A 24,203-nucleotide genomic window follows, 5' to 3' on the forward strand; every position below is an offset into this window, starting at 1 on the left:
TCCACAGGCAAGCCCTATTAGGCATATGAGATGGAGAAACGGTGTGATTCCTGCGCCGCCACGGAATCGATCATGTTCGAAGCGTGGAGCGGGGGTACTTCGGCCGCGGCGAGCAGGTACGGTCTTGGGCGTGTCCGCCGACCCACCCCAGCGCGCCGTCGAAGTCCGCCGGAGCGCGCGCCGCCGCAGGACCGTGTCCGCCTACCGCGAGGGTGACCGTACGGTCGTCCTCATCCCCGCCCGCATGTCGGAGGCGGAGGAGCGGCGCTGGGTGGGCGTGATGCTCGACAAGCTGGCGGCCCAGGAGAACAGGCGCACCCTGGGAGACGCGGAACTCACCGCGCGCGCCGAGCGTTTGTCCGAGCAGTACTTCGGCTCCCGCGCCCGCCCCCGCTCCGTGCGCTGGGTCACCAACCAGAACACCCGCTGGGGCTCCTGCACCCCCGCCGAGGGCAGCATCCGGCTCTCGCACCGCCTCCAGGGGATGCCGGAGTACGTGGTCGACTACGTGCTGCTGCACGAGCTGGCCCATCTCCTCGTGCCCGGACACGGCCCGCGGTTCTGGGAGTTGCTGGAGGCCTACCCGCGCACCGAGCGGGCCCGCGGCTACCTTGAGGGGATCGTCGCCGCCGAACGCCTTCCGACGGTCCCCGCCGCCCGAGGCGAATGACCGCCGCCGCACCCCGGGCGGCCGCCGGACGGGATGTACCGGATCGGTACCGGCTTGGCCGGATGTCCGCGGTTGCGGCTAGCCTGAGCGCCACGCAATTCACTGTCGGGATGGGGGACGGTCGTTACGTATGGCCAGGGAATTCCAACGCGGTCACAAGGCCAGGATCAGCGATCTGACGGCAGGCACGGACCTGTACGTAGGCGTCCAGATCGCCGGGCCCGGACTCGCCATCGACATCAGCTGCTTCGGTCTCGACGCCCATGAGCAGCTGTCGGACGACCGCTACTTCGTCTTCTACAACCAGCCGAAGTCGCCCGAGGAGTCCATCCAGCAGCTCGGCGCCCAGGCCGGTGACACCGAGTCCTTCCGGGTGACGCTGGACCGCATCCCGGCGAACATCCACAAGCTGAGCTTCGCCGCCTCCATCGACGGCCCCGGACAGATGTCGCAGATCGGCCCCGGCTACATCCGCATCGTGGCGGGCGGCGAGGAAGTCGTCCGCTACTCCTTCACCGGTGCGGAGTTCAGCACCGAGCGGGCGCTGATGATCGGCGACTTCTACCTGAAGGACGTGTGGCGCTTCGCCGCCGTGGGCCAGGGCTTCGACGGCGGCCTCGCCGCGCTGCTGGAGAACTTCGGCGGAGAGGTCGCCGAGGAGGAGCAGCCGGCGCAGGCGCAGCCTCCGGCCCAGGGCGGCGCCGCGCCCGGATTCGCCCCGCCGCCGCAGGGCGCCGCCCCGGCGCCGTCCTTCGGCGCCCCGGTCCAGGCCCCCGCCCCGCAGCCCCCGGCCCCGCAGGCCCCCGCCCCCCAGCCGCCGGCACCGCAGTACCAGCAGCCCCCGACTCCCCCCGCGCCGGTGCACTCGGCGCCCACCATGGTCGCGCCGCTGGGCGCGCCCGCCCCCGCGTACGGCCAGCCGCCCCAGCCGCCGCAGCAGCCCGGGCCGCCCTCGTACGGCCAGCTGCCCGGCCAGGGCCAGCAGCCGGGTTACGGTCAGCAGCCCGGCTACGGTCAGGTGCCGCCGCCCGCCCCGGCCCCCGCGCCCTACGGCCAGGTCCCCGGCCAGCAGCCGCCCCCGTACGGCCAGCAGCCCGGGTACGGCCAGGTCCCGCCGCACGCCGGCGCCCCGCACGCCGCCGGCGCCGGCCTCGCCGCCGCTCTCCAGCCGTACAAGGAAGCCCCCACCGGCGCCCGCTGGACCCCGCAGAACCAGCAGCTCATGCGCGTCGACCTGTCGATGGGCGGCCAGCCGGTCCTCGCCCGCCAGGGCAGCATGGTCCTCTACCAGGGCAAGGTCGACTTCAGCTACAAGGGCGCGGGCTTCGCCGGCCGCATCGTCGGCAACGCCACCGGCCAGGAGATGCAGCTGATGCGCTGCAGCGGCCGCGGCCAGGTCTTCCTCGCCGAGAACGGCGCCCACCTGCACGCCATCGAGCTCCAGGGCGACGGGATCTGCGTCTCCGCCGAATCCGTCCTCGCCTTCGACGAGTCCCTCCAGCACGAGGTCCGCCGGATCGAGGGCCACGGCATCCCGGGCGGCGCGCTGTTCACCATGCTCTTCCAGGGCACCGGCACGGTGATCGTCAAGACGCACGGCGTGCCCGTCGTCCTGCCCGTCACCCCGACCACCTTCGCCGACAGCAACGCCATCGTCGCGTGGTCCGCCGCCTCGCAGGTGATCGTCTCCAGCCAGGTCCGGCTGCGGCGCAACACCTACCCCGGCCACAGCGGGGAGACCGTGAACCTCCAGTTCCGCGGCGCCCCCGGCAACTTCATCGTCGTCCAGCCGTACGAGGTCTGAGGGAGCCCGTCATGAACGCAATGAACCAGCAGCTCGCGGGCTACGCCCCCACCCCCGTCACGGCCCGCATGGAGAACCACGGCCGGGCCATGCTCAAGGTCGCCATGCAGAGCGGCCAGGACCTCTTCGCCCGCACCGGATCGATGGTCGCCTACGAGGGCTTCGTCCAGTACGAGCCCAACCCGCCGGCCCTGCGCCAGATGGCCTCGCAGTGGCTCACCGGCGAGGGCGCACCACTGATGAAGTGCACCGGCGACGGCCTGCTCTACCTCGCCGACTACGGCGCGGACGTCGTCGTCATCAACCTCAACAACGACGCGCTGTCGGTCAACGGCACCAACCTGCTCGCCTTCGACGCCCACCTCCAGTGGGGCGTCGAGCGGGTCAAGGGCATGGCCAAGTTCGCTGGGCAGGGCCTGTTCAACGTACAGATCGCCGGCACCGGCTGGGTGGCGATCACCTCCCGCGGCACCCCGATCGTGGTCGACTGCGGCCGCGGCGAGGACGAGACGTACGTCGACCCGGACGCGCTCGTCGCCTGGTCGCCGAACCTCAAGGTCAAGGGGAAGCGCAGCTTCAAGGCCTCGTCGATGATCGGCCGGGGCAGCGGGGAGGCCTACCAGATGGCCTTCTCCGGCCAGGGCATCGTCGTCGTACAGCCCAGCGAGGACAGCACCGACCGGCTCCGGACCCGGGGCTGAGGGGGAGCGGACACATCATGCAGAGCGCACTTTTCGCCCACGCCGAGGCGCAGTCCCAGGAGCGGTACACGGTGCAGAACCCGCAGCTGCTGCGGGTCACGCTGAGCGGCTCCGACGACGTCCTGGCCCGCAAGGGCGCGATGGTCGCCTACCAGGGGATCATCGACTTCGACGGGGAGTACCAGAACACCACCCAGCGCACCGCCCGCAGCCGCACCGGCGAGGGCCTGGACCTGATGCGCTGCTCCGGGCAGGGCACGGTCTACCTGGCCAACCTCGCCCAGTACGTGCACGTGGTGGACGTGGACCACGACGGCCTCACCGTCGACAGCAGCTACGTGCTGGCCCTGGACTCCACGCTGCACACCGAGGTCATCGCGGTGGACAGCCAGTACGGGATCTCCGGCTCCGGCAAGTACCAGCTCAACATCAGCGGCCGCGGCAAGGTCGCCCTGATGACCTCCGGGCAGCCGCTGATGATGCAGGTCACGCCCGACAAGTACGTCAACGCCGACGCCGACGCGATCGTCGCCTGGTCCACCTCGCTGCGCGTGCAGATGCAGGCCCAGACGCACTCCAGCGGCGTCTGGCGGCGGCGCGGCAATACGGGCGAGGGCTGGGAGCTCAGCTTCCTCGGCACCGGCTTCGCGCTGGTGCAGCCCAGCGAGGTGCTGCCGCCGCAGAACGCCCAGTTGGGACAGGGCGTCGCCGCCCAGTTCGGCATGGGCCAGCACGGCGCCCACGCCCAGAACCAGAACAACGCCTGGAACTGAGCACCACGCACCGCCGGCGCCCCACCGGGCGCCATGCCGTGAGGGGCGGCCCGCATCCGCGGGACCGCCCCTCACACCGTTCGCCCCCGGGGCGTCAGAGCCGTGCCCGCGTCGCCTCCACCAGCCGTACGACCGAGGCGTCGGCCACCGACGCCACCTCCTCGTACGGGAACCAGCGCAGGTCGAGGGACTCCTCGCTGATCTCGGCCAGGGCCCCGGCCGGAGCCAGGGCCGCGTACTGCACGTCCAGGTGCCAGTTGCACGGCTCCGGGATCGGATGCCGGTCCAGCCGCACCGGGCCGCCCGGCAGCAGGCTCAGCCCCGAGCCGATCCCGGACTCCTCGACGGCCTCCCGCAGCGCCGCCGAGGCCAGCGTCGGGTCACCGGGCTCGCAGTGGCCGCCCATCTGCAGCCACATGCCGAGCTTCCTGTGCAGGGTCAGCAGCACCCGCCCCCGCTCCGGGTCGACCACCAGCGCACTGCCGGTGATGTGCCCGGCTTCGCAGGGCTTGTACACGCCGTCGGGATGCGTGCGCAGGTGCTCCAGGTACAGCTCGCGCAGCTCGGGCTGGCGCGCGTACCCCTCCAGGACGCGGACCGCGTCTTCGTGCAGGCTCACTTCTGGTCTTCGCCCTCGCCGTCAGCCTGCTCCGGGCCCTTGCCCTCGCCCTGCTCCCGCTTCTGCGCGGCTTCACCGAGCATCTTGTCGATCTCCGAGAAGTCCAGCTGCTCGCGGTGCACGAAGCCGTCCGGGTCGTCGAGGTCGGAGGCCGTCGGCAGCATGTCCGGGTGCTCCCACAGCCCGTCGCGGCCTTCCACACCGCGCGCATCGGTGAGGGAGGCCCACAGCCGCGAGGCGTCCCGCAGCCGGCGCGGGCGCAGCTCCAGGCCGATCAGGGTCGCGAAGGTCTGCTCCGCCGGCCCGCCCGAGGCACGCCGCCGGCGCATGGTTTCGCGCATGGCGTCCGCCGAGGTCAGCCGGGGCTTGGCCGCCTCGTGCACGACGGCGTCCACCCAGCCCTCGACCAGCGCCAGGGCCGTCTCCAGGCGGGCCAGGGCCGCCTTCTGCTCCGGGGTGTCCTGCGGCTGGAACATGCCGCCCTGGAGCGCCTCCTGGAGCTGCTCCGGGTTGGTCGGGTCGATCTGGCCGACCACGTCCTCCAGCTTCGAGGTGTCGACCTTGATGCCGCGCGCGTACCCCTCGACGGTGCCGAGCAGGTGCGAGCGCAGCCACGGCACGTGCGCGAACAGCCGGGCGTGGGCCGCCTCGCGCAGCGCCAGGTAGAGACGCACCTCCTCGGAGGGGACGCCCAGGTCCTTGCCGAAGCCCTCGATGTTCAGCGGGAGCAGCGCCGCCTTGCCGGCCGGGCCCAGCGGCAGGCCGATGTCGGTCGAGCCGACGACCTCGCCCGCGAGCACGCCCACGGCCTGCCCGATCTGCTGGCCGAACATGGCCCCGCCCATCGAGCGCATCATGCCGAGCAGCGGGCCCGCCATGGCCTGCATCTCCTCGGGCAGCACACTGCCCATGGCCGCGCCGACGCGCTCGGCGACCGGGTCCACGAGCTCCTTCCACACCGGCAGGGTCGCCTCGACCCACTCGGCGCGGCTCCACGCGACGGCCGTGGTGGCGCCCGAGGGCAGCGAGGTCACCCCGTCCAGCCAGTGGTCGGCGAGGCGCACGGCCTCCTGCACCGCGGACTTCTCGGCGAGGCCGACGCTGGTGTCCTTGACGCCGTCCGCCGTGCCCTGGGCGACGGTCTGGCGGGCGATGTCCTTGGCCATGTCCCAGTTCACGGGACCGCCCTCGTAGCTGAGCATCTGGCCGAGCTGCTGGAAGGCCGCTCCCAGGTCGTTCGGGTTCATCGCGCCGAACATCGCGGCGAAGGGGTTGTCCGCACCGCCCGGGCCGCCGGCGCCGCCCGGCAGTCCCATGCCGGGGAACCCGAACGGATTCGGGCCGCCCTGGCCGCCCTTCTTCTTGCCCTCGTCGCCGTTCTCCGGCTCCTCCGGCGGAAGGCCGAATCCGAATGGGGTGTCGCTCACGGGTTTCCTCGGCTCGTAGGGCCGCCGGCGGGAGCCGACGGGCGATGGTCCGACAACACCACCCAGCGTAGACACCGGACCCGCTTCCGGGCTCGGTGCTCCACCCACTCCCGGGCTGCGGCAGGATGGACGCCAACTGGTGGGCACGCGTCACGGCGCGTCCCTACTGAAGACAACCGCTGGAGACGCCCCGTGAGTTCCCCAGATCCGCAGCTTCGCCCGCCGCACGACGGCGAAGACCGCCCTGAGCACGGTGACGACGCCCAGGGCGTTCGCCAGCCGCGAAACCAGCCGGCCCCCCGGCGCCCCAGCCCCGTGATCGCCGTCACGGGCGCCGCGTCCGGCGTCGGGGCGGCGCTGGTGAACCGCCTGGCCGACTCCGACGAGGTCAAGCAGGTCGTCGCCATCGACGAGCGGCGCGGCGACTGCGCGGCCGCGCAGTGGCACGTCCTGGACGTACGGGACCCCGCGATCGCCGAGAAGCTGCGCGGCGCCGACGTGGTGGTCCACCTCGCGCTCGACCTGGACCTGGAGACGGACCCGGCGGCCCGTACCGCGTACAACGTGCGCGGCACCCAGACCGTCCTGACGGCGGCCGCGGCGGCCGGGGTGCACCGGGTCGTGCTCTGCACCTCGGCGATGGTCTACGGGGCCCTGCCGGACAACGACATCCCGCTCTCCGAGGACTCCGAGCTGCGGGCCACGGCCGAGGCGACCGGCGTCGGGGACCTGCTGGAGATCGAGCGGCTCGGCCGCCGGGCCCCGCGGGCGCACCCGGGGCTGAACGTGACCGTGATCCGCCCGGCCGTGCTGGTCGGCGGCACGGACACGGCGCTGACCCGCTACTTCGAGTCCCCGCGCCTGCTGGTGGTGGCCAGATCCCGGCCGACCTGGCAGTTCTGCCATGTCGAGGACCTGGTCAGCGCCCTGGAGTACGCGGCCCTGGAGAAGGTCGAGGGGGAGCTCGCGGTGGGCTGCGAGGGCTGGCTGGAGCAGGAGGAGGTCGAGGAGCTCAGCGGCATCCGCCGGATGGAGCTGCCGTCCGCGGTCGCGCTCGGTGCGGCGGCCCGGCTGCACCGCATCGGCCTGACGCCGTCCCCGGCGGGCGACCTCGCGTACACCATGCACCCCTGGGTGGTCAGCGTCAGCGGCCTGCACGCGGCGGGCTGGCGGCCGCGCTGGACCAACGAGGAGGTGCTGGCCGAGCTCCTGCAGGAGGTCGCGGGCCGGCACACCGTCGCGGGCCGCAGGCTCGGCCGCAAGGACGCCACGGCCGCGGGAGCGGCGGGTGCCACGGTCGCGCTGCTGGGCGCCGCCGCGGTGGTCCGCCGGGCCCGCCGCAGGCGCGGGATCTGACCGCTGCGGCGCCGGGGACGGGCGCGGTCCTGTAGGAGGCTCCCAAGGGCGGGGGCGCGGCACGGGTGAATCGGCTATTTCGCGACCTTGGAGGCTAGGGCACGATGGAAGGCATGGCACCGCACTTCGACCACCCCGGCGAGCAGGCCGCTCCGGACCCGATCCGGCTGCTCCAGATCCGCGAGACCCCGCTGTCGATCGACGAGGTCTTCCAGGCCGTCGGTGACGACGCGACGGGCGGCACGACGCTCTTCGTCGGCACGGTGCGCAACCACGACGGCGGGGCGGACGTCGACTCGCTCGGCTACTCCTGCCACCCGACGGCCGAGGCCGAGATGCGCCGCATCGCCGAGCGCGTGGTGGCGAAGTACCCGGTCCGCGCCCTGGCCGCCGTCCACCGCATCGGGGACCTGTCGGTCGGTGACCTGGCGGTCGTCGTCGCCGTCTCCTGTCCGCACCGCGGCGAGGCCTTCGAGGCCTGCCGCATGCTGATCGACGACCTCAAGCACGAGGTCCCGATCTGGAAGCACCAGACCTTCTCGGACGGCACCGAGGAGTGGGTCGGCGCCTGCTGAAGCGCCCGGGGCGCGGTCGGCGGAGGACGGTGCATGCCCAGCCCGGGGGTCGTTGAAACCCGGTCGGCCAGGCCGTGTACTCTCCCACCCGTTCGGCCGCGCAACACGCCCTCGATTTGCGTAACCCCCCCACGGGCACGAGCGTTGAAGCCACCAACGACACGCACTTCGGGGTAGGGAGGCACGTCCATGGCGTCACTGGCGTGGTTGCTGATTCCGCTGTTCGCCGCGATCGGAGCGGCGATATGGGGCAGCTGGGCGGCCCGCGACCGCACCCAGGGGGACATATCCGAGCTCGCGGGCTACGCGAGATTCCGTGAAGCCATGGGGAAGGCCGAGCAGAGCAGGGTGAAGGCAGAGGCACACTCCGGTTCCGACGCCGTCTGACGCGTCCCGTACTGTCGATCCATGCCACGCCGCACTGCGACGATGCTCGCCTCCACGCTCATGCTGTTCGCGCTGCTCTGCGCAGGGGTGTTCATCAAGGTCCCGTACTCGGAGATGAGCCCGGGCCCCACCGTGAACACGCTCGGCGACTCGCACGGCGCGCCCGTCATCAGCATCGCGGACCGCAAGACGTATCCGGCCAGCGGCCACCTCAACATGACGACCGTCCGGGTCACGGGCGCGGACTACGACATGAACCTGCTGGAAGCGGTCTACGGCTGGCTGTCGGACGACAACATCGTCGTCCCGCACGAGAACCTCTACCCGGACGGCAAGACGGAAGAGCAGTCCACCCAGGAGAACGCCGAGGAGTTCAGCCAGTCGCAGGAGAGCGCCAAGGTGGCGGCCCTCAAGCAGCTGGGCATCCCGGGAGTCAGCACCCGCGTGGTGGTCTCCTCCGTGGTCAAGGGCAGCCCCGCCGAGAGCCGGCTGCACGCCGGAGACGTGATCCGCGCCGTCGACGGCACCGCGGTCACCGCCCCCGACGACGTGGCCAGGCTCGTCACCAAGCACAAGCCCGGCGAGCCGGTCGAGTTCACCATCGTGCCCGCCGCCGAAGCGGCCGAGGCCGAGAAGGCGCACCGCGAGCCCGCCGGCACGGCCAAGGTCACCATCAACACCGCCAAGGCGCAGGGCGACGGCCACGCCATCGTCGGCATCCGGGCGGGCACCGACCACACCTTCCCGTTCGGCATCGACATCAAGCTCGCCGACGTCGGCGGCCCCAGCGCGGGCCTGATGTTCTCGCTCGGCATCGTCGACAAGCTCACCCCGGGCGACCTGACCGGCGGGAAGTTCGTCGCGGGCACCGGCACCATCGACGACACGGGCAAGGTCGGCCCCATCGGCGGCATCCAGATGAAGACCATCGGCGCCCGCAACGCCGGCGCCGAGTACTTCCTGACCCCCGCCGAGAACTGCGCCTCGGCGTCCAAGAACGTCCCCGACGGCCTGACCCTGGTCAAGGTCTCCACCATCGGCGACGCCACCCAGGCGCTGGAGAAGATCGGCAAGGGGGACACGGCCGGGCTGCCGCAGTGCGGCACGCCCTGACCGCCCCGCAGGAGCCCGCCCCTCCCCGGAGCCCCCCGGGGGCTCGCCGGCGCGCTACGCGAACGTCGCGGCCAGCGCCTCCGCCAGCCCGGGCACCAGACCCCCGCCGGTGAGCACCTCGGTCGAGGAGTCCTTCTCCCGCAGGCGTACGGCCGACTCGCGCGACCCGTCGCGCAGCACGGCCACGGTCAGGCGCACCTCCTGGCGCTCCGGGTGCCCGGCGACCCACTTCGCCAGCTGCTTGTCGCCGAGCCCCTCCGGTACGGAGGCCTCCGCGGACGGCGGCAGCATCAGGCGCTCCACGGTCAGGGCGCAGCCGACGACGGCGTCGGGCCAGGCGATGGTGCCCAGGAACTTGTCGAGGGGGGTCCCGGCGGGCAGCTCTTCCTGCTCGATGGGGGTGAGGGAGGACTTGCCGGCGTCGTCCTGGTCGAGGCCGAGCTGGCTCGCCAGACGCGGCTCCTGCTTCTTGAGCTTGGCCGTGTCGACGAGGGCGAACAGCCGCGCGGGCTGGTCCCAGCCCAGGCCGGCCGCGTACTCGTCGATCTCAAGGCAGGCGCGGGTGAGGGGGCTGGCCGCCATCGGCGTGCCGGAGGAAGGGGAAACGTTGGACATGGACAACATCCTGCCTCGTTCCCACCCGATAACGGGAACTGACCAAAGCCTCAGTAAGTTGCATGAGTGGGCCCTACGATCGGGGGCCCAGCTTTTGAAATGACCAGTCAGCAGAATCAGCGACTTTCGAGGTGCGCACCTTGGCTTTCCAGATGCCGGACCGCGGCGGAGGCCCCTCCGGGCCACGGATGAGAGTCGGCCGCCCCTCCCGGCGGTCCCGGACTCTTCTGATGACCTTGGGCGTGCTGGCCGTCCTGGGCATGGCGTTCGTCATGTTCGCGGGCTTCTGGACCGACTGGCTCTGGTTCCGCTCCGTCAAGTACTCCACCGTCTTCACCACCACCCTGTGGACCAAGATCGGCCTCTTCGCCGTCTTCGGCCTGCTGATGGCCGGTGCCGTCGGGCTGAACATCTGGCTGGCCCACCGGCTGCGGCCGCCGCTCAGCGCGATGTCGATGGAGCAGCAGAGCCTCGACCGCTACCGGATGAGCATCGCCCCGTACAAGCGGTGGCTGCTCCTCGGGATCGCCGCGCTCGTCGGCATGATCGCGGGCGCCTCGGCGGCGGGCCAGTGGAAGACCTGGCTGATGTACGTGAACGGGGTGCCCTTCGGTACGAAGGACCCCCAGTTCCACCTCGACGTGTCCTTCTACACCTTCGACCTGCCCTGGTACCGCTTCCTCCTCGGCTTCGGCTTCGCGGCGGTCGTGCTGTCGGTGATCGCCGCGGTCGTCGTCCACTACCTGTACGGCGGCCTGCGCGTCACCAGCCCGGGCGCCCGGGCCACCGCCGCCGCGACCGGGCACCTGTCGGTGCTGCTCGGCCTGTTCGTCACGCTCAAGGCGATCGCGTACTGGCTGGACCGGTACGGGCTCGCGGTGAAGTCCAGCGACTTCAAGGCCGCCGACAACTGGACCGGCCTGCGCTACGTCGACGCCAACGCGTACCTGCCGGCCAAGACGATCCTCGTCGCCATCGCCGCCATCTGCGCCGTGCTCTTCTTCGCGACCCTGTGGCGCCGCACCTGGCAGCTGCCGGTGATCGGCTTCGGCCTGATGGTGCTCTCGGCGATCCTGATCGGCGGGCTGTATCCGGCGATCGTCCAGAAGTTCCAGGTCCAGCCCAATGAGCAGGCCAAGGAATCGCCGTACGTCGAGAAGAACATCAAGGCGACCCGCGACGCGTACGGGATCGACCGGTCCGAGGTGAAGGACTACCCGGGCGTGCCGCAGACGCAGGACAAGTCCAAGCTGCGGCAGGCCGCCGACACCACGGCCAGCGTCCGCCTCCTCGACCCGAACATCGTCTCCCCGGCCTTCCAGCAGCTCCAGCAGGTCAAGGGGTACTACGCCTTCCCGTCCACGCTCGCCGTGGACCGGTACAAGGCCCAGGACACCGTGATCGGGCTGCGCGAGCTGAACATCGGCGGCATCCCGAAGAACAACTGGATCAACGACCACTTCAAGTACACGCACGGATACGGCGTGGTCGCGGCCAAGGGCACCACCGTCGGCGACCAGGGCGCCCCCGACTTCACGCAGTCCGACCTGCCCTCCAAGGGCATGTTCGGCACCGACTTCGAGCAGCGCATCTACTACGGCGAGCAGACGAAGCAGTACTCGATCGTGGGCGGCCCGCAGAAGGAGCTCGACTACTCGGACGACAAGGGCGAGAAGGAGACGAGCTACCAGGGCGACTCCGGCGTCAACCTGGACAACCCGGTCAACCGGGCCGCGTACGCCCTGGCCTTCAGCGAGCCCCAGATCCTGTACTCCGGTGCCATCGGCGACGGCTCGCGGATCCTCTACCACCGCACGCCCAAGGAGCGCGTCGAGGCGGTCGCCCCGTGGCTGACCATCGACGGCGCCCCGTACCCGGCGGTCATCGACGGCCGGATCAAGTGGATCGTCGACGCCTACACGACGACGAACGGATACCCCTACGCCTCGCGCACCACGCTGGGCCAGAGCACCGCGGACTCGCTGACCAACAGCCAGCGTGCGGTGGTGGCGCAGGAGAACCAGGTCAACTACATCCGCAACTCGGTGAAGGCCACCGTCGACGCGTACGACGGCACGGTCAGCCTCTACCAGTGGGACACCCAGGACCCGGTCCTGAAGACCTGGATGAAGGCGTTCCCCGGGACGGTCAAGACCAAGGGCGAGATCCCCAAGTCGCTCATGGAGCACCTGCGCTACCCGCAGGACCTCTTCAAGGTCCAGCGCGAGCTGCTGACCCGGTACCACGTCACGGACCCGCAGACCTTCCTCAGCGGCAGCGAGGCCTGGGCCGTCCCCGACGACCCGACGACCAAGGCCGGTACGGCCGTTCCGCCGTACTACCTGTCGATGAAGATGCCGGACCAGAAGGAGAAGGACCAGGTCTTCTCCCTCACGACGACCTTCACGCCCAACGAGCGGCCCAACCTGAGCGCCTTCATGGCGGTCAACGCCGATCCCGGTACACCGGACTACGGCAAGATCAGCATCCTGAAGCTGCCGACCAGCAAGCCGGTCGACGGCCCCGGCCAGGTGCAGAGCAAGTTCCAGTCCGAGCCGAAGATCGCCGAGTCGATCCGGCTGCTGCGCGGCGGTGACTCCGAGGTCGAGTACGGCAACCTGCTCGCCGTGCCGCTCGACGGCGGAATGCTGTACGTGGAGCCGGTGTACGTGCGCAGTTCCGGGCTCAAGTACCCGCTGCTGCGCAAGGTGCTGGTGACCTACGGCGGCCAGACCGCGTTCGAGGACACGCTGGAGAAGGCGCTGAACGTGGTGTTCGGGGCGGAGGCGCCGACCGTGCCGGTGACCCCCGTGACCCCGCCGGGCGACGGGACGACCACGCCGCCGACGGCCCAGGACCCGACGGTGAAGGCCGCGCTCGCGGATGCCCAGAAGGCCGTCGAGGACGCCGAGAAGGCCCGCCAGGCCGGCGACTGGGCGGCGTTCGGCAAGGCGCAGGACGAGATCAAGGCGGCGCTGAAGCGGGCGATCGACGCGGAGGCAAAGATCACGGCCCCCAAGCCCGGGGGCTGAGTGCCCGGCGTAATGGCTCGGCCCCGCGTCGTGATACTGTGGTGTCACCGACGCGGGGTGGAGCAGCTCGGTAGCTCGCTGGGCTCATAACCCAGAGGTCGCAGGTTCAAATCCTGTCCCCGCTACTGAAGACGAAGGCCCGGATCCATGGGATCCGGGCCTTCGTCATGCCCGGGACGGGTGCGTGGGGAGCATGAGGTAGCTGGGGCGGGTGAGTTGGGGGCGGAGCGTGTTTGACTTATCTCTCTGTGGGCATGTCGACAAAACGCTGTAGTGACCTCACAGGCTGCGACATACCAGGTGTACGCGGGTAGCAGGTGATGCGACGATGGGATTTATGGGGGACAGGTCAACTCTGCTGGAGGCAGGGCGGTTTGTGAGGACGGCAGCCGCATCGGGCACAGAGGCCACGGAGGAGGCTCCGGTCGTTAACGCGCAGACCGCACTGACCGATGCGGATTTCGCGGAGGAAATGTTCGCCGAGACCGACCCGGCGAGCGACGCCGAGCTGGAGGCGCGGCACCGGGTCGCGGCGGACCGGGGCGACCCGGGCGCGATGAGCGTGCTCGGGGCGCTGCTGCTGCGCCGCGGAGACCTGGACGGCGCGGAGCCGTACCTGAGGGGGGCCACCGCGGAAGGGGACCGTGCCGCCGCCAACAACCTCGGGGTGCTGCTGCTCCAGCGGGGTTACCCGGACGAGGCCGCCGGCTGGTGGCGGGTCGCCGCCGTGGCGGGCTCCGCGCCGGCCGCGCACGCCCTGGGCCGCCACTTCCGCGAACGCGGGGACGAGCCCGCCGCCGAGTACTGGCTGCGCCAGGCGGCGGAGTCCGGCCACGCCCTGGGCGCGTACGGGCTGGCCGAGCTGCTGGAGCACCGCGGGGACAAGGGCGTCGAGCGGTGGTACCGCCAGGCCGCCGAACAGGGCCACCGCGAGGCCGCCTACCGGCTGGCCCGGCACCTGCGCAAGGGCGACCCCGCCGAGGCCGAGCAGTGGTACCGCCAGGCCGCCGCGCGCGGCCACCGGCGGGCCGCGCTGCACCTGGGCGCCCTCCTGGAGGCGCGCGGCGAGCTCAAGGAGGCCGCGCGCTGGTACCTGACCTCAGCCAAACAGGGCGAGGCCCGGGCCGCGTGCGCCCTCGGCTTCCTGCTGCGCGACGCCGGTGACGAGGAGAGCGCCGTCGCGTGGTGGAACCGCGCCGCGCAGGACGGCGACGGCAACGCCGCGAACGCGCTGGGTGCACTGCACGCCGCCCGGGGGGAGACCGAGACCGCGGAGAAGTGGTACCGGACCGCCATGGACGCGGGCGACCAGAACGGGGCGTACAACCTTGCTTTGCTGTGCGCCGCACAGGACCGGACCGCGCAGGCCGAGCAGTGGTACCGGCGGGCGGCCTACGCCGGGCACCGGGAGGCGGCCAACGCCCTGGCCATCATGCTGCTCCAGGTCGGCGACGCGGCCGGGGCGGAGCCCTGGTTCTCGAAGGCGGCCGAGGCCGGCAGCGTGGACGCCGCCTTCAACCTCGGCATCCTGTTCGCGAGCCGGGACGAGGACCGCACCGCCCTGAAGTGGTACGAGCGGGCCGCGGCCGCCGGGCACACCGACGCCGCGCTCCAGGTCGGCATCGCGCTGGTACGGGACGGCGAGGAGCGGGCGGCCGAGCGGCACCTGCGGTGCGCGGCGGGCGGCGGCAGCGCCGAGGCCGCGTTCCGGCTGGCCGCGCTGCTCGAATCGCTGGCTCCGCCGCCGGAGCCGGTGGCCCTGGGCGAGCCGGTGGGCGGAGCCCCGAAGACCGAGAGCGAGGAGTGGTACGAGCGGGCCGCGGAGCTCGGGCACCGCCGTGCGCAGGTGCGGGTCGGAATGCTGGCCGCCGCGCGGGGCGAGCTCGCCGCGGCGGCCCGGTGGTACCGGGAGGCGGCGGAGGCCGGTTCCCGCAACGGTGCCTTCAACCTCGGGCTGCTGCTCGCCCGCGAGGGGAACGAGCCGGAGGCGGCGCTGTGGTGGACCCGGGCGGCGGTGGCCGGGCACGGCCGGGCGGCGCTGCGGCTCGGGCTGCTCGCCGCCCGGCACGGGGATCTGGCGGAGGGGCAGAAGTGGTGCGTGCGCGCCATGGAGCTGGGGCCGGCGGAGGTCTCGGAGCGGGCGGCGCGGCTGCGCGACGCGCTGGCCGAGGAGCTGTCCGCGTGACCTCCGGCCGGGGGCCGAGCCCCCGGCCGGCCCGCGGCCGTTAACCGATTTGCATCTGTCGCGGGGTGTCACGTAACGTTGGGTTCACCGACGCGGGGTGGAGCAGCTCGGTAGCTCGCTGGGCTCATAACCCAGAGGTCGCAGGTTCAAATCCTGTCCCCGCTACTGAAGACCGAAGGCCCGGATCCTCTGGATCCGGGCCTTCGGCGTTTCCCGACCCGCGACCCGCGACCCGCCACCCGTCGCGACCCGCCACCCGTGACCCCGCAACCCGCAGCCCGTCCGGCACGTCGGCGCGACATGCAAAGGGCCGGGGGCTTCGGCCCCCGGCCCTGCTCGCTTCCTCAGCGGCGCACCGCCTCGCTCACGCGCCCGCGCACTTCGGGCACAGGCCCCGGTAGGTCACCTCGACCGCCGACACCACGAAACCGAAGCGCTCGGCGTCCGGCAGGTCGGACAGCGGGTTGCCCGCCGGGTGGACGTCCCGGATCGCGCCGCACTGCGCACAGACCAGGTGCTGGTGGGGCTGGTGGGCGTTCGGGTCGTACCGCTTGGCCCGGCGGTCGGTCGAGACCTCCAGCACCTCGCCGAGGGACACCAGCTCGCCCAGGGTGTTGTAGACGGTCGCACGGGAGATCTCGGGCAGCTTCTCCACCGCGCGCGCGTGCACCTCGTCCGCCGTCAGGTGAACGTGGTCACCGTCGAGCACCTCGGCCACGACACGCCGCTGTGCGGTCATGCGCCATCCGCGTCCGCGAAGTCGTTCCAGCAGGTCACTCATGGACACCAGCCTAACAGCGAGGGGATTCGGTGTAACTCCCGAACCGGTGCGGACTTGGATCCTTACTTGACTTAGACAAAGTCCATCGTAGGATCGAGTACGGCACAGGCCGAGGGCCAGGACATGACAGGACATGCAGGAATGACGCAGGAGGCGCACGTGACGCAGGGACCGCTCACCACGGAGGCCGGGGCTCCGGTCGCCGACAACCAGAACAGCGAGACCGCGGGCGTCGGCGGCCCCGTCCTGGTCCAGGACCAGCTCCTGCTGGAGAAGCTCGCCCACTTCAACCGCGAGCGCATCCCGGAGCGCGTGGTGCACGCCCGCGGCGCCGGCGCCTATGGCACCTTCACCCTCACCCGTGACGTGTCGCAGTGGACCCGGGCGAAGTTCCTGTCCGAGGTCGGCAAGCAGACCGAGACCTTCCTGCGCTTCTCCACCGTCGCGGGCAACCTCGGCGCGGCCGACGCGGTGCGCGACCCCCGCGGCTGGGCGCTGAAGTTCTACACCGAAGAGGGCAACTACGACCTCGTCGGCAACAACACCCCGGTGTTCTTCATCAAGGACGCCATCAAGTTCCCCGACTTCATCCACACCCAGAAGCGCGACCCGTACACCGGCTCGACCGAGGCGGACAACGTCTGGGACTTCTGGGGTCTGTCGCCCGAGTCCACCCACCAGGTGACCTGGCTGTTCGGCGACCGCGGCATACCCGCGTCCTACCGCCACATGAACGGCTACGGCTCCCACACCTACCAGTGGAACAACGAGGCCGGCGAGGTCTTCTGGGTCAAGTACCACTTCAAGACCGACCAGGGCATCAAGAACCTCACCCAGGCCGAGGCCAACCGGCTCGCCGGCGAGGACCCCGACTCGCACCAGCGCGACCTGCGCGAGGCCATCGAGCGCGGCGACTTCCCGAGCTGGACCGTGCAGGTGCAGATCATGCCGGCGGCCGAGGCGGCCGAGTACCGCTTCAACCCGTTCGACCTCACCAAGGTGTGGCCGCACGAGGACTACCCGCCGATCGAGATCGGCAAGCTGGAGCTCAACCGCAACCCGGAGAACGTCTTCGCCGAGGTCGAGCAGTCGATCTTCTCTCCGGCGCACTTCGTCCCCGGCATCGGTCCCTCCCCGGACAAGATGCTCCAGGGCCGCCTCTTCGCGTACGGCGACGCCCACCGCTACCGCGTCGGCATCAACGCCGACCACCTGCCGGTGAACCGCCCGCACGCCACCGAGGCCCGCACCAACTCCCGTGACGGCTTCCTCTACGACGGCCGTCACAAGGGTGCGAAGAACTACGAACCGAACAGCTTCGGCGGTCCGCACCAGATCGACCGCCCGCTGTGGCAGTCCCTCTCGCTGACCGGCGGCACGGGCAACCACGCCGCGCCGGTCCACCGCGAGGACAACGACTTCGTCCAGGCGGGCAACCTCTACCGCCTGATGTCCGAGGACGAGAAGTCCCGTCTGATCGAGAACCTCTCCGGCTTCATCGCCAAGGTCTCCCGTGACGACATCGCCGAGCGTGCGATCAACAACTTCCGCCAGGCGGACGGCGACTTCGGCAAGCGGCTGGAGGCCGCGGTCCAGGCCCTTCGCGGCTGACCCGCTCGCCGAGAGCCGGAGGGCCGGACCCCGCGGGGTCCGGCCCTCCGGCGTTCACGCAGGGACGGTGCGCCGGGCGGGCGCCCAGCAGCGGATGACGTCACGGACGGACACGATGCCCACGGGGCCGCCGTTCTCCAGCACGATCAGATGCCGGAAACCGCCGTGGGCCATCGCCTCGGCGGCTTCCTGGACGGTGGCCTGCGGGGTGCAGAAGACCACGTTGTTGGTGGTGTGCGTGCCGACGGTCTCCCGGTCGGGATCGTGGCCGGCGCCGATCGAGTTGAGGATGTCGCGTTCGGTGAGGATGCCGACGCCGCTGTGGTCGGGGTCGAGGACGACGGCCGCGCCGACGCGTCGGCCGGACATCAGGCAGGCCGCCTGCCGGAGGGTGTGGGCGGGTCCGAGGGTGAGGATCACGGTGCTCATGGCGTCACGGACGAGCATGAAGAGAGCCACCTCCTGAGGAGAGTCCCTCCGCTGGAGAAAGCCTTCACAAGCGCACAAGCGGAGGAGTCCCAGATTCCCACGAACACGGAGGGTCATCAAGAGGGCGCACCGGGTCGTCCGGGCGCAGGCCCCGCACGGCTCAGGCGCGGGGGCGCAGGTAGCCGAGCATCTCCTCGTGCAGCCGTCCGTTCGAGGCCGCCGCGTTCCCTCCGTGTACGCCCTCCACCCCGTCGAGGCTGGTGAAGCGGCCTCCGGCCTCCTGGACGACGACCGCGATGGCCGCCATGTCCCACAGGTTCAGCTCCGGCTCGGCGCACAGGTCGAGCGAGCCCTCCGCGACCATCATGTACGGCCAGAAATCGCCGTAGCCGCGGGTGCGCCAGCACTGCCGGGTCAGCTCCAGGAACCCGCCGAGCCGCCCCTGGTCCTCCCAGCCGCTCAGCGAGGAGTACGCGAACGAGGCGTCGCCCAGGGAAGCCACCTTCGACACGCCGATCGGGGTGGTGGCGCCCAGCGCACCGCCGGCGTACGCGCCCGCGCCGCGCGCCGCCCACCAGCGGCGGCCGAGCGCCGGCGCCGACACGACCCCGACCACCGGCCGGAACACGCCGTCGGGATCCTCCTGCATCAGGGAGATCAGCGTCGCCCAGACGGGGACGCCGCGGACGTAGTTCTTCGTACCGTCGATCGGGTCCACCACCCAGCGGCGCGGACCGCCGCCCTTGAGCCCGTACTCCTCGCCCAGGATGGCGTCGGCGGGCCGCGCGGCCTCGATCCCGGCCCGGACGATCTCCTCCGCGGCCTGGTCGGCCTCGCTCACCGGGGTCATGTCCGGCTTGGTCTCGACCTTCAGGTCAAGGGCGCGGAAGCGCTGCATCGTGGCGGCGTCCGCCGCGTCGGCGAGCTCAAGGGCGAGGCGCAGGTCATCGTCATACTCGGGCATGGCCGAACAGTACCGAGACTCCCGGGGCCCGGCGAACGGCGTCCACGGAGCGACCGGCGGGCGCCCTTGACAGGATCTGTCGACCCGTCAACTCTGGCGTGAGGCCCGGCGGGAAAGCGGAGCGGGAAGTCGAGCGGGGGAGGCGCGGATGCCGGCAGCCCGGGAGTCCTTGCTGGAAGCGGCGGGAGCGGCGCTCGCGGCACGCCCCTGGCCGTCCGTGCGGATGGTCGACGTGGCCGCCGCCGCCGGGGTGTCCCGCCAGACCCTCTACAACGAGTTCGGCGGCAAGGCGGGCCTCGGGCGGGCCCTGGTGCGGCGGGAGGCCGACTGGTACCTCGACGGGGTGGACCGGGTCCTGCGCTCCCCGGCGGCCGGCGGTGAGCGCCTCGCCTCGGTCGCGGAGTGGACCGTACGGGCGGCCCGCGCGCGTCCCCTCGTACGGGCCCTGCTGACGGGGTGCTGGGACGGGAACCTCCCGGTGCCACCGGGCCAGGGGGCGCGGCCGGGAGTCCCGGCGCCCGGGCCCGGGGAACTGGCCCGGGCCGTCCGCGAGCGGGCCTCGGCGACGCTGCGGCCGGGGGAGGGGGCGCAGCGCTTCGAGCTCGCCGTGCGCCTCGCGCTGTCCTACGTGATAGCCCCCGGGCAGGAACCGGGGCTCGGGGAGCTGATGCGCCTGCTGCGGCTGCTCAGTGAGCCGAGCCCGACAGCTGGAGGCCGATGACCCCGAGGATGACCAGCGAGATCGAGACGAGCTTGAGGGTGGAGACCAGGTCGCCGAGGAAGACCATGCCGTAGACGGCCGTCCCTGCGGCGCCGATGCCCGTCCACACCGCGTACGCGGGACCCACGTCGAGCTTCTTCAGGGCGAGCGTGAGCAGGCCGAAGCTGCCGAGCGCGAAGGCGGCGAAGGCGATGGTCGGCCACAGGCGGGTGAAGCCGTGGGACAGCTTGAGGCAGACCGCGAAACCCGTCTCCAGGAACCCGGCCACCACGACCAGCAGCCACGCCATGGCGCATGCCTCCCCGTGTCACGTGACGTCGCATCACTTCGGGCGCTCGTGCATCGAGTGCATCACGACAGACTTGACCCCCGGCCGACGCGGCCAAACCCCGTCGGGCGGTCAGTCCCCTTCGCGGCGCTCCCGCGTCTCCAGCAGCCGCCGCAGCGAATACAGCCGGGCCGGGTCCGCGTGGCCGTCCTCGACCCACTGGTCGAGCGCGCAGTCCTGCTCGTCGTGGCTGCACGCGCGCGGGCAGCCCTCCGTGCCCGGGACGAGGTCCGGGAAGGCCAGGATCACCCGGGACGGGTCCACGTGGTGCAGGCCGAACGAACGCACCCCGGGGGTGTCGATGACCCAGCCGTCACCCGAGGGCAGCGGCAGCGCGAGCGCCGAGGTGGTGGTGTGCCGGCCGCGGCCGGTCACCGCGTTGACGTGGCCGGTGGCCCGCTGGCGGCCTTCGGCGACGAGCGCGTTCACCAGGGTGGTCTTGCCGACGCCCGAATGGCCGACGAAGGCGGTGATCCGGCCGGTCAGCCGCTCCCGCACCCGGTCCGCCGCGTCACCGTTGGCCAGCTCCTCGCGGTTGGTGACCACATAGGCGAGGCCGAGCGTCGAGTAGATCTCCAGGATCTTGTCCGCGGAGGTCAGGTCGGACTTGGTCAGCACCAGCAGCGGTTCCAGCCCGGCGTCGTACGCGGCCACCAGACAGCGGTCGATCATGCGGGGCCGCGGCTCCGGGTCGGCCAGCGCCGTGACGATCGCCAGCTGGTCCGCATTGGCCACGACCACGCGCTCGTACGGGTCGTCGTCGTCGGCGGTGCGCCGCAGGACCGACTTGCGCTCCTCGATCCGCACGATCCGCGCGAGCGTGTCCTTCTTGCCGGACAGGTCGCCCACGATCCACACCCGGTCGCCGACCACCGCCGCCTTGCGGCCCAGCTCGCGGGCCTTCATCGCGATGATCGTGCGGTCTTCGACCAGACAGGTGAGCCGGCCGCGGTCCACGGTCAGGACGAAGCCCTCGGCCGCGTCCTCATGCTTCGGCCGGATGCTCGTACGCGGCCGGTTGCCCTTGGGGTTGGGGCGGGAGCGGATGTCGTCCTCGTCGGTGTGCTTGCCGTACCTGCGCATGACCGGCCCTACGCTCCCGCGCCCCGCGGCGCCCGGCCGAGCATCTCGGTCCACATCCTCGGGAAGTCCGGCAGGGTCTTCGCGGTCGTCGCCACGTTCTCGATCTGCATGCCCTCCACGGCCAGGCCGATCACCGCGCCCGCGGTGGCCATCCGGTGGTCGTCGTACGTGTGGAACACCCCGCCGTGCAGCGGGCGCGGGCGGATGTGCAGGCCGTCCGCGGTCTCGGTGACCTCGCCGCCGAGACCGTTGATCTCCGCGGTCAGGGCCGCCAGCCGGTCCGTCTCGTGCAGCCGCAGGTGCGCCACCCCGCGCAGGGTCGAGGGGGAGTCGGCGAGCGCCGCCACGGCGGCGATGCCGGGGGTCAGCTCGCCGACCTCGCCCAGGTCCACGTCGATGCCGTGGATCTTGCCGCTGCCGGTGAAGACCAGCCCGGCGTCGGTCAGCTCGCAGGAGCCGCCCATCTCCGTGAAGATCCGGCGCAGCTCGTCGCCGGGCTGCGTGGTGCGCCGCGGCCAGTCCGGGATGGTCACCGTGCCGCCGGTGATCAGGGCCGCCGCCAGGAACGGCTGGGCGTTCGACAGGTCCGGCTCCACGACCATGTCGCGGCCGAGCAGGGCGCTCGGCGCCACCCGCCACACGTTCGGCTCGCCGCCGGCCTCCGGGGTGTCGACCTGGGCGCCCGCGGCCCGCAGCATCTCCACCGTCATCCGGATGTGCGGCATCGAGGGCAGTCGGGTGCCGACGTGGCGGACCTCGACGCCCTGGTTGAACCGGGGAGCCGACAGCAGCAGCGCCGAGACGAACTGCGAGGAGTTCGACGCGTCGATCTCGATCGTGCCGCCCTCCAGGGCCCCGCCGCCCTGGACGGTCATGGGCAGGGCGCCCCGGCCGTCGTCGTCGATCCGGGCGCCGAGCGCGCGCAGGGCGTTGATGACCTGCCCGAGCGGACGCTCGTAGGAGCGCGGGTCGCCGTCGAAGCGGATGTCCCCCGCGGCCAGGGTGGCGACCGGCGGCAGGAAGCGCATGACCGTGCCCGCGTTGCCGACGTCGACGGTGGCCGGGCCGTGCAGGGCCGCCGGGATCACCCGCCACGCCTCGCCGCCGGCCTGGCCGCCCGAGCCGGAGCTGGAGGCCACGGTCTCCTCGATGCCGACGCCCATCGCGCGCAGCGCGTCGGCCATCAGCCGGGAGTCGCGCGAGCGCAGCGGGCGGCGCACCCAGCCGGGTTCGGCGGCCAGCGCCGCGAGCACCAGGGCGCGGTTGGTGACCGACTTCGACCCGGGCACGGAGACGGTGGCCTGGACGGTTCCGTCGGCGAGCGGCGCGGGCCAGAGGGCGGGGAGAGCGGGGGTCTCGGTCATGCCGACCACTTTAGTGGCTCACCAGGGCTCCAGATCTTGATCGCGGCCTGGGCGGGGTCCCGTCTCAGAGGCCGAGAAGCCAGCGCCCGCCGCCGATCAGCGAGCACAGCGCGACGGCGTGGAAGAGGAGCAGCCAGGCCACCGGATGGACGTGGGTGAGCCGGCCGAGCTGGTCGGCGTCGGAGTCGGGGGCGCCGCCGTGCCGGCGCACGGCGCCCAGCTCGAAGACCGGCCGTACGCCGCCCAGCAGCAGGAACCACACCACCGCGTAGGCGAACAGGGCCTGCACCTCGGCAGTGGTCTGCCAGGACACCAGCACGAAGGTCCCGCCGGTCAGGAACACCGTCAGGACGCCGTACGCGTTCCGGATCATCACCAGCATCGCCGCCAGCAGGGCCGTCGCCGCCCACAGCAGCAGCGTGATCCGGTGCGCCGACAGCAGCGCGGCCCCGGCCAGGCCCAGCAGCGGGGGCGCCGTGTACCCGGCGGCGGCGGTCAGGACCATCCCGATCCCGGTCGGCCGGCCCCGGCTGAGGGTGACCCCGCTGGTGTCCGAGTGCAGCCGGATCCCGTCGAGTTTGCGCCGCGTCAGCAGGGCCAGCAGCCCGTGGCCGCCCTCGTGCGCGATGGTCACGGCGTTGCGGGACAGCCGCCACAGCGGGCGGGGCGCCACGGCGCACAGCGCGAGCACCCCGGTCGCGATCACCACCCACACGGGGGGCGAGGTCTGTATGCCGGTGAGCCGGTCCCACAGACCGGCGGCGGTCGAGGTGCTGTCCATGGGGTGGCGGACTCCTTGCGGTGGTGGGCGGGTCGCATGGCAGTGTGGCAGCCATGTGCGGACGGTATGCAGCGAGTCGCAGGCCCGAGGACCTGGTCGAGCTCTTCGGCATCGAGAAGTGGGAGCCCGAGGAGACCCTGGCCCCCGACTGGAACGTGGCGCCGACGAAGGAGGTCCACGTCGTCCTCGACCGTCCCCTGAAAGACGCCGCCGACCCCCGTCCGGTTCGGCAGCTGCGCGTCCTGAAGTGGGGGCTCGTCCCCTCCTGGGCCCAGAACCCCGACGGCGCCGCCCGCATGATCAACGCCCGGTCCGAGACGCTGGCCGAGAAGCCGTCCTTCCGCCGGGCCTTCGCGCAGCGCCGCTGCATCATCCCCGCCGACGGCTACTACGAGTGGGTCACCGCCCACGACGAACGGCAGCTGGAGGTCGAGGGGAAGAGGAAACGGGCGCGCAAGCAGCCCTACTTCGTGCTGCCCGCCGACGGCACCGTCTTCGCCATGGCGGGGATATACGAGTTCTGGCGCGACCCGGCCCTGCCCGACCGGCACCCGCTCGCCTGGCGGGTGACCTGCTCGGTGATCACCACGGAGGCCGAGACCGGCCCGCTGGGCACCGCCCCCGCCGAGGGGCCGCGCTCCCTGTCCGAGATCCACCCGCGGATGCCGCTGATGCTCACCCCGGACCGGTGGGACCGCTGGCTGGACCCCGCGGACACGGACACCGAGGGCTCCCTGCGGGACCTGCTGGCGCCGCCCCCGGGCGGGCTGATGCGCGCGTACCCGGTGTCCACCGCCGTGAGCAGCGTGCGCAACAACGGCCCCGAGCTGCTGACGGAGCTCGCCGCGCCGGAGGAGGGCACGCTCTTCTGAGGAGCGGGCCGG

Annotated in this window: 23 protein-coding genes and 2 tRNA genes; 15 read left to right on the top strand and 10 right to left on the bottom strand. The window is 71.9% G+C overall.

Translation table 11 applies throughout. The annotated features are described in order from the left end of the window. Positions 1–130 precede the first annotated feature (130 nt). From ABZ128_RS19730 to ABZ128_RS19745, 4 genes are all read left to right on the top strand, one after another. Complete coding sequence (locus ABZ128_RS19730; RefSeq protein ID WP_356849845.1) at positions 131–670, top strand: M48 family metallopeptidase; 540 nt, start codon at positions 131–133, stop codon at positions 668–670. Between the two features lie 130 nt (positions 671–800). Then, positions 801–2,474 (top strand): TerD family protein, encoded by a 1,674-nt coding sequence (locus ABZ128_RS19735; protein ID WP_356849846.1) that lies wholly within the window; start codon positions 801–803, stop codon positions 2,472–2,474. A 20-nt stretch (positions 2,475–2,494) separates the two neighbouring features. Then, on the top strand, positions 2,495–3,175 hold the full coding sequence (locus ABZ128_RS19740; protein WP_356849952.1) for an AIM24 family protein: 681 nt from the start codon (positions 2,495–2,497) through the stop codon (positions 3,173–3,175). Between the two features lie 17 nt (positions 3,176–3,192). Next, positions 3,193–3,948, top strand: a complete 756-nt coding sequence (locus ABZ128_RS19745) for an AIM24 family protein (protein ID WP_356849847.1) — start codon at positions 3,193–3,195, stop codon at positions 3,946–3,948. A 94-nt stretch (positions 3,949–4,042) separates the two neighbouring features. On the opposite strand, the gene ABZ128_RS19750 is transcribed toward ABZ128_RS19745, so the two are convergent. Beyond that, positions 4,043–4,567 carry an NUDIX hydrolase gene (locus ABZ128_RS19750; protein ID WP_356849848.1) on the bottom strand — a complete coding sequence of 175 codons (525 nt, stop codon included), beginning with the start codon at positions 4,565–4,567 and terminating at the stop codon, positions 4,043–4,045. After that, complete coding sequence (locus ABZ128_RS19755) at positions 4,564–5,994, bottom strand: zinc-dependent metalloprotease (protein WP_356849849.1); 1,431 nt, start codon at positions 5,992–5,994, stop codon at positions 4,564–4,566. Before ABZ128_RS19755 ends, ABZ128_RS19750 begins: the two co-directional genes overlap by 4 nt. A 192-nt stretch (positions 5,995–6,186) precedes the next feature. Here ABZ128_RS19755 and ABZ128_RS19760 point away from each other — a divergent pair, with 192 nt between their 5' ends. From ABZ128_RS19760 to ABZ128_RS19775, 4 genes are all read left to right on the top strand, one after another. Next, complete coding sequence (locus ABZ128_RS19760) at positions 6,187–7,350, top strand: SDR family oxidoreductase (protein WP_356849850.1); 1,164 nt, start codon at positions 6,187–6,189, stop codon at positions 7,348–7,350. Positions 7,351–7,463: 113 nt separating this feature from the next. Next, on the top strand, positions 7,464–7,925 hold the full coding sequence (locus ABZ128_RS19765) for a molybdenum cofactor biosynthesis protein MoaE (RefSeq protein WP_356849851.1): 462 nt from the start codon (positions 7,464–7,466) through the stop codon (positions 7,923–7,925). Positions 7,926–8,114: 189 nt separating this feature from the next. Beyond that, the gene (locus ABZ128_RS19770) at positions 8,115–8,312 is read left to right on the top strand and encodes a hypothetical protein (protein ID WP_356849852.1); all 198 of its coding nucleotides are present in this window, start codon (positions 8,115–8,117) and stop codon (positions 8,310–8,312) included. 21 nt (positions 8,313–8,333) lie between these two features. Further along, entirely contained in the window at positions 8,334–9,425 is a 1,092-nt protein-coding gene (locus ABZ128_RS19775; protein ID WP_356849853.1) for a PDZ domain-containing protein, read from the top strand. A gap of 54 nt (positions 9,426–9,479) precedes the next feature. On the opposite strand, the gene ABZ128_RS19780 is transcribed toward ABZ128_RS19775, so the two are convergent. Then, the gene (locus ABZ128_RS19780; protein ID WP_356849855.1) at positions 9,480–10,049 is read right to left on the bottom strand and encodes a PPA1309 family protein; all 570 of its coding nucleotides are present in this window, start codon (positions 10,047–10,049) and stop codon (positions 9,480–9,482) included. Between the two features lie 143 nt (positions 10,050–10,192). Between ABZ128_RS19780 and ABZ128_RS19785 the strand changes: the two genes are divergently transcribed. The 4 genes from ABZ128_RS19785 (at position 10,193) to ABZ128_RS19800 (ending at position 15,422) form a co-directional block, all read left to right on the top strand. After that, positions 10,193–13,072 carry a UPF0182 family protein gene (locus tag ABZ128_RS19785; RefSeq protein ID WP_356849954.1) on the top strand — a complete coding sequence of 960 codons (2,880 nt, stop codon included), beginning with the start codon at positions 10,193–10,195 and terminating at the stop codon, positions 13,070–13,072. A 51-nt stretch (positions 13,073–13,123) separates the two neighbouring features. Continuing rightward, a tRNA-Met gene (locus ABZ128_RS19790) sits at positions 13,124–13,197 on the top strand. A 203-nt stretch (positions 13,198–13,400) separates the two neighbouring features. Next, positions 13,401–15,257, top strand: coding sequence for a tetratricopeptide repeat protein (locus tag ABZ128_RS19795; RefSeq protein ID WP_356849857.1), 1,857 nt, complete (start codon positions 13,401–13,403; stop codon positions 15,255–15,257). 91 nt (positions 15,258–15,348) lie between these two features. Next, positions 15,349–15,422, top strand: a tRNA-Met gene (locus tag ABZ128_RS19800). 199 nt (positions 15,423–15,621) lie between these two features. On the opposite strand, the gene ABZ128_RS19805 is transcribed toward ABZ128_RS19800, so the two are convergent. Then, positions 15,622–16,038: a Fur family transcriptional regulator gene (locus tag ABZ128_RS19805; protein WP_356849858.1), complete on the bottom strand. Its 417-nt coding sequence runs from the start codon at positions 16,036–16,038 to the stop codon at positions 15,622–15,624. A gap of 141 nt (positions 16,039–16,179) precedes the next feature. Here ABZ128_RS19805 and ABZ128_RS19810 point away from each other — a divergent pair, with 141 nt between their 5' ends. Continuing rightward, positions 16,180–17,649, top strand: a complete 1,470-nt coding sequence (locus ABZ128_RS19810; RefSeq protein WP_356849955.1) for a catalase — start codon at positions 16,180–16,182, stop codon at positions 17,647–17,649. 54 nt (positions 17,650–17,703) lie between these two features. Here ABZ128_RS19810 and ABZ128_RS19815 read toward each other — a convergent pair whose 3' ends face one another. Continuing rightward, positions 17,704–18,096, bottom strand: coding sequence for a CBS domain-containing protein (locus ABZ128_RS19815; protein WP_356849957.1), 393 nt, complete (start codon positions 18,094–18,096; stop codon positions 17,704–17,706). A 142-nt stretch (positions 18,097–18,238) separates the two neighbouring features. Continuing rightward, complete coding sequence (hisN, locus tag ABZ128_RS19820) at positions 18,239–19,042, bottom strand: histidinol-phosphatase (RefSeq protein ID WP_356849860.1); 804 nt, start codon at positions 19,040–19,042, stop codon at positions 18,239–18,241. Positions 19,043–19,190: 148 nt separating this feature from the next. On the opposite strand from hisN, the gene ABZ128_RS19825 reads away from it, so the two are divergent. Further along, complete coding sequence (locus tag ABZ128_RS19825) at positions 19,191–19,763, top strand: TetR/AcrR family transcriptional regulator (RefSeq protein WP_356849862.1); 573 nt, start codon at positions 19,191–19,193, stop codon at positions 19,761–19,763. Here the strand turns inward: ABZ128_RS19825 and ABZ128_RS19830 are convergent. The 4 genes from ABZ128_RS19830 to ABZ128_RS19845 form a co-directional block, all read right to left on the bottom strand. After that, positions 19,729–20,052, bottom strand: a complete 324-nt coding sequence (locus ABZ128_RS19830) for a multidrug efflux SMR transporter (RefSeq protein ID WP_356849864.1) — start codon at positions 20,050–20,052, stop codon at positions 19,729–19,731. The two genes, ABZ128_RS19825 and ABZ128_RS19830, sit on opposite strands and share 35 nt — an antisense overlap. 111 nt (positions 20,053–20,163) lie before the next feature. Next, positions 20,164–21,174, bottom strand: a complete 1,011-nt coding sequence (rsgA, locus tag ABZ128_RS19835) for a ribosome small subunit-dependent GTPase A (RefSeq protein WP_356849866.1) — start codon at positions 21,172–21,174, stop codon at positions 20,164–20,166. A gap of 8 nt (positions 21,175–21,182) precedes the next feature. After that, the gene (gene aroA / locus ABZ128_RS19840; RefSeq protein ID WP_356849867.1) at positions 21,183–22,538 is read right to left on the bottom strand and encodes a 3-phosphoshikimate 1-carboxyvinyltransferase; all 1,356 of its coding nucleotides are present in this window, start codon (positions 22,536–22,538) and stop codon (positions 21,183–21,185) included. A gap of 64 nt (positions 22,539–22,602) precedes the next feature. Further along, positions 22,603–23,319: a M50 family metallopeptidase gene (locus ABZ128_RS19845; RefSeq protein ID WP_356849869.1), complete on the bottom strand. Its 717-nt coding sequence runs from the start codon at positions 23,317–23,319 to the stop codon at positions 22,603–22,605. A 53-nt stretch (positions 23,320–23,372) separates the two neighbouring features. Here ABZ128_RS19845 and ABZ128_RS19850 point away from each other — a divergent pair, with 53 nt between their 5' ends. Beyond that, positions 23,373–24,191: an SOS response-associated peptidase gene (locus tag ABZ128_RS19850; protein ID WP_356849870.1), complete on the top strand. Its 819-nt coding sequence runs from the start codon at positions 23,373–23,375 to the stop codon at positions 24,189–24,191. Positions 24,192–24,203 lie beyond the last annotated feature (12 nt).

This window comes from Streptomyces sp. NPDC006326, assembly GCF_040612915.1.
Taxonomy (GTDB): domain Bacteria; phylum Actinomycetota; class Actinomycetes; order Streptomycetales; family Streptomycetaceae; genus Streptomyces.